The organism is Akkermansia sp. JRP_AM1 (genome assembly GCF_049262625.1).
GTDB lineage: Bacteria > Verrucomicrobiota > Verrucomicrobiia > Verrucomicrobiales > Akkermansiaceae > Akkermansia > Akkermansia massiliensis.
This window is the reverse complement of sequence record NZ_CP118234.1, coordinates 2,648,265-2,661,236: the sequence shown is the minus strand read 5'-3', so window position 1 is coordinate 2,661,236 and position 12,972 is coordinate 2,648,265. Positions and strand designations below refer to the sequence as shown.

Below are 12,972 nucleotides of genomic sequence, written 5' to 3'. Positions count from 1 at the left end.
ATCGCCTGGGAACATTTCGGCGTGGGGGAGTCTCCCGCGTCCTGACGCGCATCATGAATGCGCTGTGCCGGGAGCATGAAATCAGCGTGTACTGCCTGCGGCGCCCACCGCTGGAAAACGCGTACGGGCTGGACCTGGAGAACATCCGCTTTTTCCACCATGAAATGAACGTTTACGAGAAAATGAGGCGTTCCGTGATGGACAGGCTCGTCACCCGGACTCCCCTGTTCTCCTCCTCCGCAGGCGCCCGCGCGTACGCTTTCCTGCGGTACACGCATTCCTTTAAAAAGCGCCTCACCAGCCACATCAACCGCCACCAATATGACGCCGTCGTCTTCGGGTCCGGCTTTGAGGACTCCCTGCTGCTCGCCCTGCTCCGGCCGCGGCTTTCCCCCGCACCAGAATCATCTCCTGGTCCCACGCGGCCTATGAAGACTACTTCGGGTTCAAGGGCCCCCATTTCTCCCGTTACTTCCGCCATGCGCTCAAGCGGTTCTACCACCGCTTCGACCAAATCGTCGTCCTGTCGGACCACGACAGGCGGAACTTTGAAACGCGCCAGCACCTGGCAACGCGGCGCATCTACAACCCGGCCAGCTTCACGGCGGAACGGCATTCCGCGCTGACGTCAAAAACGTTCGTCTTCGCGGGCTCCCTGTCCTCCCACAAGGGGGCGGACCTGGCCCTGGTGGCATTCGGGGAATTCAGCAGGAATAACGGGGAATGGAACCTGCACGTGTACGGAGACGGCCCCCTGCGCCCGTGGATGGAGGAATTCATCCGGGAACACGGCCTGCAATCCCGCGTTCGCCTGCACGGCAGCCACACAGCCATGGAGCGGGAATACCCCAAACACGCCATTCTGCTCTTCCCCTCCCGGTGCGAGGGCTTCGGCCTCGTGCAGATTGAGGCCATGAGCTGCGGCCTCCCCGTCATCGCCGCAGACATCCCCATCTGCCGGGAACTCATACGGGACAGCGGAGCGGGGCGCCTGTTCCCCGCCGGGGACAGCCGCGCCCTGTGCGGAGCCATGCACTCCATGGCCGGGGAAGACCTGGCACTGTACGCGCGGAAGGCGCGCGCGCAGGAACAATTTTTCACGCTGGAACGGATTATCCGCGAATGGAACGGCATGCTCAAGGAGGTGAACCCATGAAAAAGCTTCTTCTGCTGGAACCTGTCCGCAAAAAGGGGAACCACCAGTTCTTCATGGACTGGTTTGCCCGGGCGTGGCAGGCCTGTGGGGGCGGCATCAAGCGCAGGCGCCCCCTTCCCTGGCCCGCGCTGCTGGCCGTGGCCCGGCTGAAGCTGTCCGCCAACCTGCCTCCGCTTTCCTCCCGCCGGAACGCCCTGCTGGTCCCCGGCGCGGGCTATCCGGACTCCTTCGCATGGCCGCATGCCTACACGCATGAAATCATCCCCATGCTGTGGGACGTCTGGCCGCGGTACTGGCCGCGCCTCATCTCCTCCCTGAAGCGCCACCGCGTCCGCACCTTCCTGTGCACCTCCTCCCAGGTCTGCGAACACGTCCGGAAGGAACTGCCCCGTATCCGGACCGTCCACGTTCCGGAAGGCATTGACCCGGCGGGCTACCTGCCCGGAAAGGACCTCCGGGAAAGGCCCGCCGATATTCTGGAGCTCGGCAGGCAGATGCCCTTCTTCCACCGCGCCGCCGTCCGGGCCTGCCGGGAACATCCCGAATGGGTTCATCTGTTCCCCGCCGCGGAGGGTCCCCTCCTGTTCCCGGACTTCCGCTCCCTCTGCGAGGGGCTGGCCTCCGCAAAAATCACCGTCTCCTACCCCCGCTGCGATACGCACCCGGCCATGGCCGGAGAGGTGGAAACCCTGACCCAGCGCTACTGGGAATGCATGCTGTCCCGCACGCTCCCGGCAGGCAGGGCCCCGCAGGAACTGGTCAACCTGCTGGGGTACAATCCCGTCGTTGAAATAAGCGAACGGAACGCCCATGAACAAATCACGAACCTTTTAACGAACATTTCCTCCTATCAGGACCTGGTGGATAAAAACTACCGGGCGGCCTGCGAGCACGCTCCCTGGGAAGCGCGGATAGCCTCCCTGCTCCCGCAGCTGGAACGCCTGGGCTACCGGATAGGAACGCCTTCCCCGTCCGCATGAATTTCCCCTGAACAGCATGGCATCCCTTCTGCAATACATCAAGAAACACGGAACCTGGTCATTCCTGGTAATGGCGGCGATCGCCTCCACCATGACGGGCGCCATCTCCTTTCTTGCCCCCCTGTATCCGGTGATGCTGGCGGTGGCCGCTGCGGTGTGCGTGACGAAAATGAAGAAGACCAGCATGCCCCTGGTCATCATGGCGGCGGCATGCGTCCTCAGCCTGGCGTTCAACCATCCGCCCGCCATTTTCAAGCCCTGGTACCGCCTGGCCTATTTCCTTCTCCTCCTGCTGGCGCTTACCCCGCTGACTTCCTCCCGCCTGTTGAACGCGTTCCGCCTGAACCTGTTCCTCTGGCTCATGCGCTTCTGCGTCTTCATCGGGGCCGGCTCCTTCATCGGCTACTTCCTGGGCATCAACTACATGCGCTACAATACCAGTGAGATGATCAATGTGGCGGGCCTCTTCGGGGGGCTGGTCTGGCAATCCATCACGCTGGGCCTGCTCGCCGGGCTGGGGCTGGTTTATCTGACCGTCCTCCATCTGGAAAACCGGGATTCCGGCAGGAAGGAGACCAAACTCCGCCTGGGCCTGATGGTCGCGTGCCTGGGCTCCATCCTGCTTTCCGCCTCCCGCTCCGCCCTGGTAGCCACCCTGATGGGGGTGGGGTACGTCTTCTTCATGTACTTCAGGCATGCCCCCAAAAAGCTTTTCCGGGCGCTGCTCGCCCTGTTCTTCCTGGGCATTCTGCTGGTGCCCTTTGTCCAGCACTTCGGCGCCAACACGCTTGCCAAGCAGCAGGCCAACCTGAGCATGGGGAGCGCCATGTCCTCCCGCACCCAGTTGTGGGAAGACCGCGCAACGGAGTTCCTTTCCTCCCCCCTGTACGGCGTGGGGTTCGCCTCACAGAAAATCATTTCATTCAAGCAATCCCTGGTGACCGGCATCATTGAACCGGGCACGTCCTACGGGGCCGTGTTCGCCATGACAGGACTGCTGGGGGGAATTCCCTTCCTCTTCATCCTGTTCGGCAACCTGCTCAAACGCCCGTTCCGCGCGCCGGGCTCTCCGCCCGTTTCCCCGGCGCAGGCGGCCCTGGCCCTCTTCGCCGTCCACATGATTGCGGAAGGGTACGTCTTTGCAGCCGGTTCCGGACTTTCCGCCGTCTTCTGGGCCGTCATCGGGGGGGCCCATGCGTACCGCAACCTGCCCAATGGAGGAAAATAACACCATGCAATTCGTCTTCTGGCAAAACATGATCAGCATCCACCAGTCAGCCCTCATCAAGGCGCTGGCCCGGGAGCACGGCGTCCTGCTGGCGGTCCAGACGGACTTTGAAGGGGAGAGGGAATCCAGCGGCTGGACGGTGCCGGACATGGGGAACGCCCGCATCCTCATCTCCCCGGACGCCCGGACGGTGGAGGAAACCCTGCGCGCCCATCCCGCGGCCGTCCACGTCTTTTCCGGCATCAGCACCTACCCGATGGTTTACGCGGCGTTCAAGCAGGCCGTCCGCCGCGGCCTGAAAACCATGGTGTACGCGGAACCCTACCGCCGCCAGGGCTGGCGCGGCTTGCTCAGGAGCGTCAAGTACCGCTTTCTCCGCCTGCGGTACGGGAAAAAGATCGCGGCCCTGCTGGCGACGGGGCGGCTGGGCGTGGAATGCTACCGCCGCGCCGGATTCCCGGCGGACTCCGTCTTTGAATGGGGCTATTTCACGGAATCAGCCGCATCCGCGGCTGGCGCGGAAACTCCCGCCATGTCTCCCCCCGCTCCCGGGGAAAAGCCCGATCTCCTGTTCGTGGGCCAGCTCATCCCCCGGAAGAACCTCCTGCCCTTCCTCCGCGCGGCCCGGCAATGCCGCGGCGCCTTCCGCCGCTGCCTCGTGGTGGGGGACGGCCCGCTGCGGGAACAGGCCGCCCTGGAGGCGCAGGGCTGCGCGCAGATTTCCCTGCTGGGCACGCAGGGGAATGAAGAAACGCGCCGCCTGATGCGGCAGTGCGACCTGCTCGTCCTGCCCAGCCTGTTTGACGGGTGGGGAGCCGTGGTGAATGAGGCCCTCCAGGCCGGCATGAGGGTGCTGTGCTCCACGGCGTGCGGAGCCGCCAGCCTGCTTGACGGCCGCCAGCGCGGCGGCTCCTTTGACCCGGACCGTCCGGAAAGCCTGCGCCGCGCCCTGCGGGAATGGCTGGACAAGGGCCGCCTCTCCCCGCGGAACGGAACGCCATCGCCGCGTGGGCGGAACAAACCATCAGCGGAGCCGCGGCGGCCCGCTATCTGGTCCATATCGTTCATTATACGGAAGGCCGGGAAGAAAACCGCCCCGCAGCTCCCTGGGCTCCACTCAAGGAAACGGCATCATGAAGATCCTGCACACCATCGCCTCCATGGCCTCCCAGTCCGGGGAACCACGGCCTGCACCCGCGAACTGGTGCAGACCCTGAACGACCTCGGCTGCGCTACGGACATCCTCACTGTGGAGGACAAGGCCGGGAATCCCGCGGAAGAGGAAAGCTCCTTCATCCACGCCGTCCCCAACGACCTCCGCACCCCTCTGGGCATTTCCATGAATCTGCGCCGCCGGCTCGGGGCCTGGCGGGACTACGACCTTTACCACACCAACGGCCTGTGGCTGGACGTCAACCACGCCACCTGCGCGCAAGCCCGGAAAACGCGCAAGCCCTGCGTGGCCTCCCCCACGGCATGCTTTACCCGCAGGCGCTGGCCATCAAGCCGTGGAGGAAAAGCTCATGCTGGCGCTGGGCCACCGCCGGGACCTGGCGCAGGCGGACTGCCTTCACGCCACCTGCCGGGAGGAAGCGCGGCACCTGCGCGAACTGGGCTTTGCCAACCCCGTGGCGGTCATCCCCAATCCGGTGGCCGTGCCTTCATGGATTGACCAGATCCGGCGGAGAGAGGGAGAGCGTTTCCGCGCCGGGTTCCTGGGCCGTTTCCACCCCATTAAAAATCTGGAAAGCCTCATCCGGGCCTGGGGCAGCCTCAACCTCCGGGACGCGGAGCTCCTTCTCATCGGGGACGGCCCGGAGGACTACGCAGCGCAGTTGAAACGGCTGGCGGCGGAAGTGGGCGGCCCCGGCATCCGCTTTACGGGCTTCGCCGCGGGGAGGGAGAAATACGAACTGCTCGCCTCGCTCAACGTCCTCTGCGCTCCCAGCCATCAGGAAAACTTCGGCATGAGCATTGCGGAAGGGCTGCTGGCGGGAACGCCCGTCATCGCCAGTAAAGGAACGCCGTGGGAGGAGCTGGATACCCGCCGATGCGGCTGGTGGCGGGACAACAGCCCCGCCGCCCTGGCCGCCGCGCTGGAAGAAGCCTTCAACCTCACGCCGGAGGAAAGCCGCGCCATGGGGGACCGCGGGCGCAGCCTCATCATGGAAACCTACGCCTCGCCCCAGGTGGCCGCCAGCATGAAACGCCTGTACCGTTACCTGCTGGGGCAGGAACCCAAACCGGAATTCGTCGACCTTTCATGAACCTCCTCTTTCTGCTTGGGAAATTCCCCTCCATAGGCGGCGTGGAAACCGTCACCGCCATTCTGGCGAATGAATTCTCCGCACGGGGCCATGAGGTGCATGTGGTCTCCTTTGAACAAGTGACGGAGACGCCCTCCCCGCGCTGGACAGCCGCGTCACCCTGCACCGGCTGGGCTATCCTGTCTCCAGCCAGGCCAATCTCGCCGCCCTCCGGGACCTCCTCTCCTCCCGCCGCATTGACATCGTCATCAACCAGTGGTGCCTGCCCTTCCACGTCACCCGGCTGTGCCGGAAGGCCATGCGGGGCCTCTCCTGCCGCCTGCTGGCCGTGCACCACAACGCCCCGGACTGCAACGCGCGGCTGGAAGGCCTCAGAATGCGCATGGCCCGGGCGGGGAATCCGGTAAACAGGGCCTTCCTGCGCCTCCTGCTGAAAGGCTGCGCCATGGCTACCGGGGCCAGCCTGCGCTACGTTTATGCCCATAGCGACCGTTACATCCTCCTTTCCGACAGCTTCCACCGGGCCTTCCGGAACATCACCGGACTGAAGAATACCGGGAAACTCCTGACGATTCCCAACCCCGTCACCGTGGAAAACCGGGAATTCCGCTATGATCCGGCCTTCAAGAAGAAGGAGCTTCTTTTTGTGGGGCGGCTGGAACCCAACCAGAAGAGAGTCTCCCGCGTGCTGGAAACGTGGGCCCTGCTGGAACCCCGCTTCCCGGACTGGACCCTCCGCCTGGTGGGGGACGGCCCGGAAAAGGAGGCCCTTCAGGCATTCTGCGCGGAGCGCCGCCTGGAACGTGTCTCCTTTGAGGGCTTCCGGAACCCGGCCCCGTATTACGAACAGGCCTCCCTGCTCCTTCTGGCCTCGGAATACGAGGGACTGCCGCTCGTCGTGGTGGAGGGCATGTCCTTCGGCGCCGTGCCTCTTCTCTATGGAAGCTTCTCTTCCGCGTATGACCTGGTGGACCACGGGCAGAACGGCTGCATCCTGCCGGCGTCCGGCGGGTTCCAGGCGCGGCAGATGGCTGACATGGCCGCCGGGCTGATGCAGTCCCCCGCCGCCCTGCACGCCATGGCGCGGGAAGCCGCCGCCAAAAGCCGGAAATTCACGCGGGAACACGTCGTCCGCCAGTGGGAGGAAGTCTTCCGCAATAATACGCCCACCCCCTAGCAGAACTTCATTCAGCCACCTCATGGAACAGACACGGAAAAACACGGACACAGCGTTCACCATCAGCGGCAGGCTCCTGGCTTCCTGCGCCGTGGCCTATATGGCTCTGCCCACCATCCTCTTCCTGCTGGGCTGGGTCAGGCCCCTGTTCTCCGTTCCGGCGGCCATGGCCGTGGCGGCGGCTTCCGTCCTGCTGTGCGTGAAGCTCCCGGTCCCCACGCTTCACTTCACCAGGCGGCAGCTGGCCGTTTACCTCTGCGCCCTTCTTCTTTCCCTCCTGTGGCTGCTGGCGGGAGGAATAACGGGGGTGGCCCTCCAGCACGCGGACTTCGTGGTCCGCAACCCCATTTACGAAACACTCATCCGGTGCGACTGGCCGCTGGCGGAAGCGGACGGCAGGCACTTCATCTACTACCTCGCCTTCTGGCTGCCTCCGGCCCTGATATGCAAATGCTTCTCCTGGTCGGACGTCTTCATCGTCAACTATGTCCTGACCGCCTGGATTGAACTGGGCCTGGCGCTGGCGCTCACGGTCCTCTGGGGCAAATTCCGCATGGCCACCCTGCTCTTCCTGGTCCTGCTCATCTTCCAGGGCCCGCTGGACGGCGTGGTCAGATGGAGCGTTCATTTATTCAACCCGCAGGGGCAGACGGCCCATGAACTTTACCTGACGGTGCTGGCCTTCTTCGGCGGCGTGGCCCCCACCATGCAGCTCCATTACACCTTTCACCACACCACGCTGCTGTGGCTGTTCCTCGCCATGGCGGTTGCCTGGGACATACCGCCCCGGCACCAGCTCTTCCTGGCCTCCCTGTGCCTGCTGGCCTCCCCCATCGGTTCGCTGGGCCTGCTGGTCTTCATTGCCGTCCGCGCGCTGGTCCGCCGCATTCCCGCCAGGCAGTACTTCTCCTCCTGGACGGTGCTGGCGGGCGGCGCGCTCGTCCTGCTGGCCGGAATCTACTTCACGAGCAGCAACGGGAACAACCGCATCCGCCTGACCTGGGAGGACTCCCCCTTTGACCTGCTCCGGCACGGCGGCTGGAAATTCTGGGGCGCGCTGGCCGGGTCCTGGCTGCTGACGGTCGGCGCTCCGGCGGTCCTCCTGTTCCGCCGGTTTAAAAAAGACGACCTCTTCTGGACCGCGCTGGCCGTTCTGACCCTCACCTACTTCATTTACATAGGTTCCGTGGGCGGCTACAATGAGTTCTGCTACAAGGCCTCAAGCGTCAGCTTCTTCTGCCTGGCCCTCCTTTTCACCCGCATCTTTGCGGAGCCGGTGGGCACCCGCCCGTGGCGCGCATGGTGCGTCTGCTATCTGGCGCTGGCGGCCCTGCCCAGCCTCTCCGTCTTCGCCAAGGCCGCGCCCACGCTCGCCTTCACGGAATCCGCGCGACTTGCCAACATGCAGCGTCTGTGGGAGGGCCACCTCCACCACCCGGAGCATCCCTGGAACGCCCCGCTATGGGGCAGCGGAGAGGGAGCCGCCTTCCGGGCCGCCTATTTCCAGAAAGCAGGGGAATCCGCGGACGGCCCCCTGCGCCCCTTCTCCACCGGAATGAGAACAGACGCGGAACCTTCCGCCGCTCCGGCCTCCCGGCCCTGAACGCCTTTCACCATTCAAACGACATCCTCCCGCCATGAACCTGTCCCGTTACCAGGAACACTACTCCCTCAGCCACCGCCTCAAACGGTACGGCTGGTACGTCATCAACCGGACCCTCTTCCGGATGATGGCCACCAACGCCATGAAGGTGCCCCGGAATCTGCTGCTGCGCCTGTTCGGGGCAAAAATACCGCTCGTCTCCCTCGTGTACCCCAGCAGCAGGATATGGGCGCCGTGGAACCTCTCCATGGGGGAATACGCCTGCATCGGCCCGGATACGGAAATCTACAACAAGGCCCCCATCTCCATCGGCAGCCACGCCGTCATCTCCCAGGGAACCTTCCTCTGCACGGCCTCTCATGACATTTCAGACCCCGGCCACGCCCTCGTCACCGCCCCCATCACCGTGGAAGACCGGGCCTGGGTGGCGGCGCAGGCCTTCGTGGGCATGGGGGTGACAATAGGCACGGGAGCCGTGGTAGGAGCCCGCAGCACCGTCTTCAGGGACGTGGCCCCCTGGACGGTAGTGGGAGGGAATCCGGCCAAGTTCATCAAACAACGCACGCTCCGCTGAACCATGCTCGACCTTTCCGTCATCATCCTTGCCAAGAATGAGGAACTTCACATCCGCCGCTGCCTGGAGAACATCCTTCCGGCGGCCAAAGAAGTTTTCGTCATCGACTGCTTTTCCACGGACAACACCGCCGCCATCTGCCGGGAATACCCCCGCGTGCAGGTCCTCCAGCACGAATGGCCCGGCCTCTACGCCCCGCAATTCAACTGGGCGCTGGACCACTGCCCCATCACCACCGCCTGGGTTCTGCGCCTGGACGCGGACGAGTGGTTCATGCCGGAAGCCCTGGAGGAGCTGAAGGAAAAATTGCCCGCCCTTCCCCCGGACGTCACCGGAGTCATCCACAAGCGCAGGCACATCTTCCTGGGCCGGTGGATGAAGCACGGCGTTTACCCGGTCAAGCTGCTGCGCCTGTTCCGGCACGGAGCGGCCAGATGCGAACAGCGCCATATGGACGAGCACATGGAGCTCAGCCGCGGGCGCGCCGTGGAATTCGAGCACGACTTCGTGGACGAGAACCTGAACGGACTGGGCTGGTGGGCGCACAAGCACGTGGACTACTCCGCCCGGGAGCTGGCTGACCTGGAAGACATTCTTTCCTCCGCTGCGGCGGACTCCGGCATCAACGGGCAGGCGGAAAGGAAGCGCGCCATGAAGGAACGCTACGCCCGGCAGCCTCTCTTCTGGCGCTCCTTCGCCTACTTCTGCTACCGCTACTTCCTCAAGCTGGGTTTTCTGGACGGACGGGAAGGATTTTTGTGGCATTTCATGCAGGGCTGGTGGTACAGAACCCTCGTGGACGCCCGGCAATTTGAGAAACAGAAAAAAGGCTCCGGCAAGACGGCGCGCTGACCCCCATTTCTTCCCGCTTTTCCATGAATCCCTTCTTTTCCATCATCATTCCCGTTTACCGTTCCGGCCCCTTTCTCCGGGATTGCCTGGATTCCGTCAGGAACCAGGCCATGACGGACTGGGAATGCATCTGCATCAATGACGGCTCTCCGGACGGGAGCGGCGCCATTCTGGACGAATACGCCCGGAAGGACGCGCGCTTCACTGCCATCCACCAGGAAAACCGCGGCGTGAGCGCCGCCCGCAACGCGGGCCTTTCCCGGGCGCGGGGAACCTGGACCGCCTTCGTGGACGGGGACGACTCCGTGGAGCCGGACATGCTGGCCTGCCTTCATGACGCCGCCCTCCGCACGCCGGAAGCCGCGCTCCACTGCTACGGAATCAGCAAGGACTTCCACACGGGCTGCCGCCTTACCCGCACGGAAACCGCGCTGCCCAGCCGGGACCAGTACATTCCCGCGGAAGAAACGGGCGCCTTCCTGCGCTACCTGCTGACCAGCTTGGACATGGAATCCTCCTGCAACAAACTGTTCCGCACGGAGCTTCTGGAAAAAAACGGCATCCGCTTCAACGCCTCCGCGGTGGTGTTTGAGGACTTCCAGTTCGTCCTGGACTACCTCTCCGCCTGCGCTCCGGGCATCAGCCTGGTGAAAAGGGCCTTCTACCACTACCGGGTGCGGGAGGAGGAAAACGGCGCGGCCAAGCGCAGCCGCTTCAACCTCGTGCAGGACATAGACATGCTGGCAGCCAAATTCCTGGCGTGGACGGACACGCTGGCCCTCCCGCAGGAAGACGTTCCCGTGGTCAAAGGCTACATCCTGCAAAAAATCAACGTGATCTTCCACGCCCTCCAGCAGCAGCCCTACGCCGCCCGCAAGGCGGTGTTCCGGGACTTCCTCTCCAGCGGACTGGCCGCGCGCGGAGCTGACCTGCGCCTGTGCGGCCCCTACTTCCACCTGGTCTGCCGCCTGCTGGCCGCACGCAGGTACCGCATGGCCCATCTCCTGCTGAAAACAAGGCATCTTTAACGCCTCATGCGCCACTCAACCGTTTTTTTCCGCCGCCCATTTTCCAGCCATGCAAGCAGCCATTGACAGCGCCATTCCCCCGCCCGCAGCCGCGCTCGGCAGGGGCCGGATTCCGCAAGTGGACTACCTCAAGGGAATTCTCATCACCCTGATGGTCCTTTTCCACCTGTCCTGGTTCTCCACGCACTACCTGGACGTCACGCGGTACGTGTACGTCTTCCACATGTCCGGCTTCATCATCCTTTCCGGCTTCTTCGCCAATACCGGCAAGACTCCGGGCCAGTTCCTGAAAACGTGGCTGGGCATTCTGGCGCCGTACCTGGTCTTTGAATCGCTGTACTACCTGGCCCTGTCCCATCTGCCCGCCTCCGTTCCCGCCAGCAACCGGCTGGACCCGGCGTTCCCCGCCTTCTGGAAGGCGCTGCTGCTGGCCCCCGCCGGAACGTACTGGTACCTCTACCTGCTGGCCGTATGCCTGCCCGTTTACTATGCCGTCTCCCGCATTCCGCGCCTGTCCCCTCCGGCCCGGCTGGCCGTATGCGCCGCCCTCCTGGCCGCCGTCTCCTGGTTCAATCCGGCGTTCCAAATGATTCACGCCGCTTACTTTCTCCTGGGGGCTTTCTTCCGGATGACCGGGCTCCCCATCCTGAAATGCTTCTTCCCCACCCTGTGGGCGGCTGTCCCCGCCGCCGCGCTCTGCCTCCTTTTCCCCTCCCCTCCCGGGACAGCATGCTGGGGCTCTGCCTCTGCATGCTCACGCTCAGCTTTCTGGTAAAAACCTGCGATTCCGCAGGCAGGGCCATCCGGGAACTGTTCGCCTACCTGGGCAGGAATTCCCTGTCCATCGTCATCTTTTCCCCCGCCTTCACGCTCCTGTGCAAGCCGCTGGTCCCGGTGCTGGCCTTTGATTCCAGCAGAATCTGCTTTGCCGCCCTGTCCGTGGCGCTGGTGCTGGCGGCCTGCCTGGGAGTCACCAGATTATGCGATGCCCTGGGCTGGAGCAGGTTCCTGTTCCTCAAAAAGAAGATGTACTCCCCCCTCGCCCTTTCCGTTGAACCCGCCGCCCCCCTGACTTTCCCTTCATGACCCCGGACGCGTACACCCCCCTGTTCAGCATCATCATCCCGGTGTACCGGAATGAAAAGCAGCTTGCGGCCTGCCTGGACTCCGTCAGGAACCAGACCCTGGCGGACTGGGAATGCCTCTGCATTGACGACGGCTCTACGGACGGCAGCGGCGCGATTCTGGATGAATACGCCCGGAAGGACGCGCGCTTCCGCGTCATCCACAAGCGGAATGAAGGGGTGTCCGCGGCGCGCAACCTGGGGATAAGCCTGGCGCATGCCCCGCATCTGGCGTTTGTGGACGCGGACGACCGGCTCCTCCCGGAAACGCTCCAGGCCTGCCATGAAACGATGCGGGAGACCGCAGCGGACATGGTCGTCTTCGGCGCAAGCCTCGTTTCCTGCGCGGCGGAATGGACGGGCTTCATGTCCCCTTCCATCCGCTCCCTGCCTCCGGATTCCACGGCTGTTTTCCACGCGGGAACACCGTTTGTGGAAAACAACAACATTCCGGCCTGCTGGGCCAAGATATATAAAAAGGAAATTCTGGTTAAAAATAAAATTAAATTCCCGGAAAACGTCAAATTTGCGGAAGATCTTTATTTCACGGCTCAATGTTTCTGCCATTGCAGCTCCGTAACCGTCATCAACAAGCCTTTTTATCAATATTCCGCCGACGGGGAAACAGGGGTTACCAGCAATTTCTTCAACCGGAAAAGGCCTCTGGAGGATTACATGAACGCCCTTCGCGCCATCCTGGACTTGAGCAACTGCATTGACGGGCGTTCCCCGTACAGCAGCAACTATTTCCAGCGGAGCCGGAGCCTCCTGGTCCTGTTCAGGCTTTGCTATGCCAACTATAAACTTCTTGCGGATAGAATAAAAAGCCTTTACCCCGACCGGGAAAAGGCCATACGGAAAGAAGCTTTTTCCGCCTTAAAAAAATATGTGACGCTTGCCAACCTGCCGCGGATACTTTACTTTTCCCTCAAATCAAATTACGGGCACCTGCTCGGGAACCTGCTGGCCAACAAGAAATAAAT

Annotated in this window: 14 protein-coding genes; all 14 read left to right on the top strand. The window is 63.4% G+C overall.

Going from position 1 to position 12,972, the window contains the following annotated elements:
* The first annotated feature begins 53 nt into the window (after nucleotides 1-53).
* The 14 genes from PVA48_RS12830 (at nucleotide 54) to PVA48_RS12765 (ending at nucleotide 12,970) form a co-directional block, all read left to right on the top strand.
* Entirely contained in the window at nucleotides 54-626 is a 573-nt protein-coding gene (locus tag PVA48_RS12830; RefSeq protein WP_423231853.1) for a hypothetical protein, read from the top strand.
* Entirely contained in the window at nucleotides 515-1,156 is a 642-nt protein-coding gene (locus PVA48_RS12825; protein WP_423232532.1) for a glycosyltransferase, read from the top strand. The genes PVA48_RS12830 and PVA48_RS12825 overlap by 112 nt, the downstream gene beginning before the upstream one ends.
* Complete coding sequence (locus PVA48_RS12820) at nucleotides 1,153-2,136, top strand: hypothetical protein (protein WP_102727135.1); 984 nt, start codon at nucleotides 1,153-1,155, stop codon at nucleotides 2,134-2,136. Before PVA48_RS12825 ends, PVA48_RS12820 begins: the two co-directional genes overlap by 4 nt.
* A 16-nt stretch (nucleotides 2,137-2,152) precedes the next feature.
* A complete protein-coding gene (locus PVA48_RS12815; RefSeq protein ID WP_022397311.1) occupies nucleotides 2,153-3,364 on the top strand; it encodes an O-antigen ligase family protein in 1,212 nt (403 codons plus the stop codon).
* Between the two features lie 4 nt (nucleotides 3,365-3,368).
* Nucleotides 3,369-5,036, top strand: a complete 1,668-nt coding sequence (locus tag PVA48_RS12810; protein WP_423231852.1) for a glycosyltransferase family 4 protein — start codon at nucleotides 3,369-3,371, stop codon at nucleotides 5,034-5,036.
* The gene (locus tag PVA48_RS12805) at nucleotides 4,993-5,631 is read left to right on the top strand and encodes a glycosyltransferase (protein WP_423232531.1); all 639 of its coding nucleotides are present in this window, start codon (nucleotides 4,993-4,995) and stop codon (nucleotides 5,629-5,631) included. Before PVA48_RS12810 ends, PVA48_RS12805 begins: the two co-directional genes overlap by 44 nt.
* A gap of 298 nt (nucleotides 5,632-5,929) precedes the next feature.
* On the top strand, nucleotides 5,930-6,808 hold the full coding sequence (locus tag PVA48_RS12800) for a glycosyltransferase (RefSeq protein WP_423231851.1): 879 nt from the start codon (nucleotides 5,930-5,932) through the stop codon (nucleotides 6,806-6,808).
* Nucleotides 6,809-6,830: 22 nt separating this feature from the next.
* Nucleotides 6,831-8,411: a hypothetical protein gene (locus PVA48_RS12795; RefSeq protein WP_102728114.1), complete on the top strand. Its 1,581-nt coding sequence runs from the start codon at nucleotides 6,831-6,833 to the stop codon at nucleotides 8,409-8,411.
* Nucleotides 8,412-8,445: 34 nt separating this feature from the next.
* Nucleotides 8,446-8,985, top strand: coding sequence for a putative colanic acid biosynthesis acetyltransferase (locus PVA48_RS12790; RefSeq protein ID WP_102728113.1), 540 nt, complete (start codon nucleotides 8,446-8,448; stop codon nucleotides 8,983-8,985).
* Nucleotides 8,986-8,988: 3 nt separating this feature from the next.
* Nucleotides 8,989-9,837, top strand: a complete 849-nt coding sequence (locus PVA48_RS12785; RefSeq protein WP_102728112.1) for a glycosyltransferase family 2 protein — start codon at nucleotides 8,989-8,991, stop codon at nucleotides 9,835-9,837.
* Nucleotides 9,838-9,860: 23 nt separating this feature from the next.
* Complete coding sequence (locus PVA48_RS12780; RefSeq protein WP_102727128.1) at nucleotides 9,861-10,865, top strand: glycosyltransferase family 2 protein; 1,005 nt, start codon at nucleotides 9,861-9,863, stop codon at nucleotides 10,863-10,865.
* A gap of 49 nt (nucleotides 10,866-10,914) precedes the next feature.
* The gene (locus PVA48_RS12775; RefSeq protein ID WP_423231850.1) at nucleotides 10,915-11,640 is read left to right on the top strand and encodes an acyltransferase family protein; all 726 of its coding nucleotides are present in this window, start codon (nucleotides 10,915-10,917) and stop codon (nucleotides 11,638-11,640) included.
* Nucleotides 11,595-11,951, top strand: coding sequence for a hypothetical protein (locus PVA48_RS12770; protein WP_423231849.1), 357 nt, complete (start codon nucleotides 11,595-11,597; stop codon nucleotides 11,949-11,951). The genes PVA48_RS12775 and PVA48_RS12770 overlap by 46 nt, the downstream gene beginning before the upstream one ends.
* Complete coding sequence (locus PVA48_RS12765; protein ID WP_102728110.1) at nucleotides 11,948-12,970, top strand: glycosyltransferase family 2 protein; 1,023 nt, start codon at nucleotides 11,948-11,950, stop codon at nucleotides 12,968-12,970. The genes PVA48_RS12770 and PVA48_RS12765 overlap by 4 nt, the downstream gene beginning before the upstream one ends.
* Nucleotides 12,971-12,972 lie beyond the last annotated feature (2 nt).

Excerpts from the sequence above, each read along its gene's own strand:
- PVA48_RS12830 (WP_423231853.1), top strand. The coding sequence starts at position 54 with ATGAATGCGCTGTGCCGGGAGCATGAAATCAGCGTGTACTGCCTGCGG.
- PVA48_RS12820 (WP_102727135.1), top strand. The coding sequence starts at position 1,153 with ATGAAAAAGCTTCTTCTGCTGGAACCTGTCCGCAAAAAGGGGAACCAC.
- PVA48_RS12815 (WP_022397311.1), top strand. The coding sequence starts at position 2,153 with ATGGCATCCCTTCTGCAATACATCAAGAAACACGGAACCTGGTCATTC.
- PVA48_RS12810 (WP_423231852.1), top strand. The coding sequence starts at position 3,369 with ATGCAATTCGTCTTCTGGCAAAACATGATCAGCATCCACCAGTCAGCC.
- PVA48_RS12800 (WP_423231851.1), top strand. The coding sequence starts at position 5,930 with ATGCGGGGCCTCTCCTGCCGCCTGCTGGCCGTGCACCACAACGCCCCG.
- PVA48_RS12795 (WP_102728114.1), top strand. The coding sequence starts at position 6,831 with ATGGAACAGACACGGAAAAACACGGACACAGCGTTCACCATCAGCGGC.
- PVA48_RS12790 (WP_102728113.1), top strand. The coding sequence starts at position 8,446 with ATGAACCTGTCCCGTTACCAGGAACACTACTCCCTCAGCCACCGCCTC.
- PVA48_RS12785 (WP_102728112.1), top strand. The coding sequence starts at position 8,989 with ATGCTCGACCTTTCCGTCATCATCCTTGCCAAGAATGAGGAACTTCAC.
- PVA48_RS12780 (WP_102727128.1), top strand. The coding sequence starts at position 9,861 with ATGAATCCCTTCTTTTCCATCATCATTCCCGTTTACCGTTCCGGCCCC.
- PVA48_RS12775 (WP_423231850.1), top strand. The coding sequence starts at position 10,915 with ATGCAAGCAGCCATTGACAGCGCCATTCCCCCGCCCGCAGCCGCGCTC.
- PVA48_RS12770 (WP_423231849.1), top strand. The coding sequence starts at position 11,595 with ATGCTGGGGCTCTGCCTCTGCATGCTCACGCTCAGCTTTCTGGTAAAA.
- PVA48_RS12765 (WP_102728110.1), top strand. The coding sequence starts at position 11,948 with ATGACCCCGGACGCGTACACCCCCCTGTTCAGCATCATCATCCCGGTG.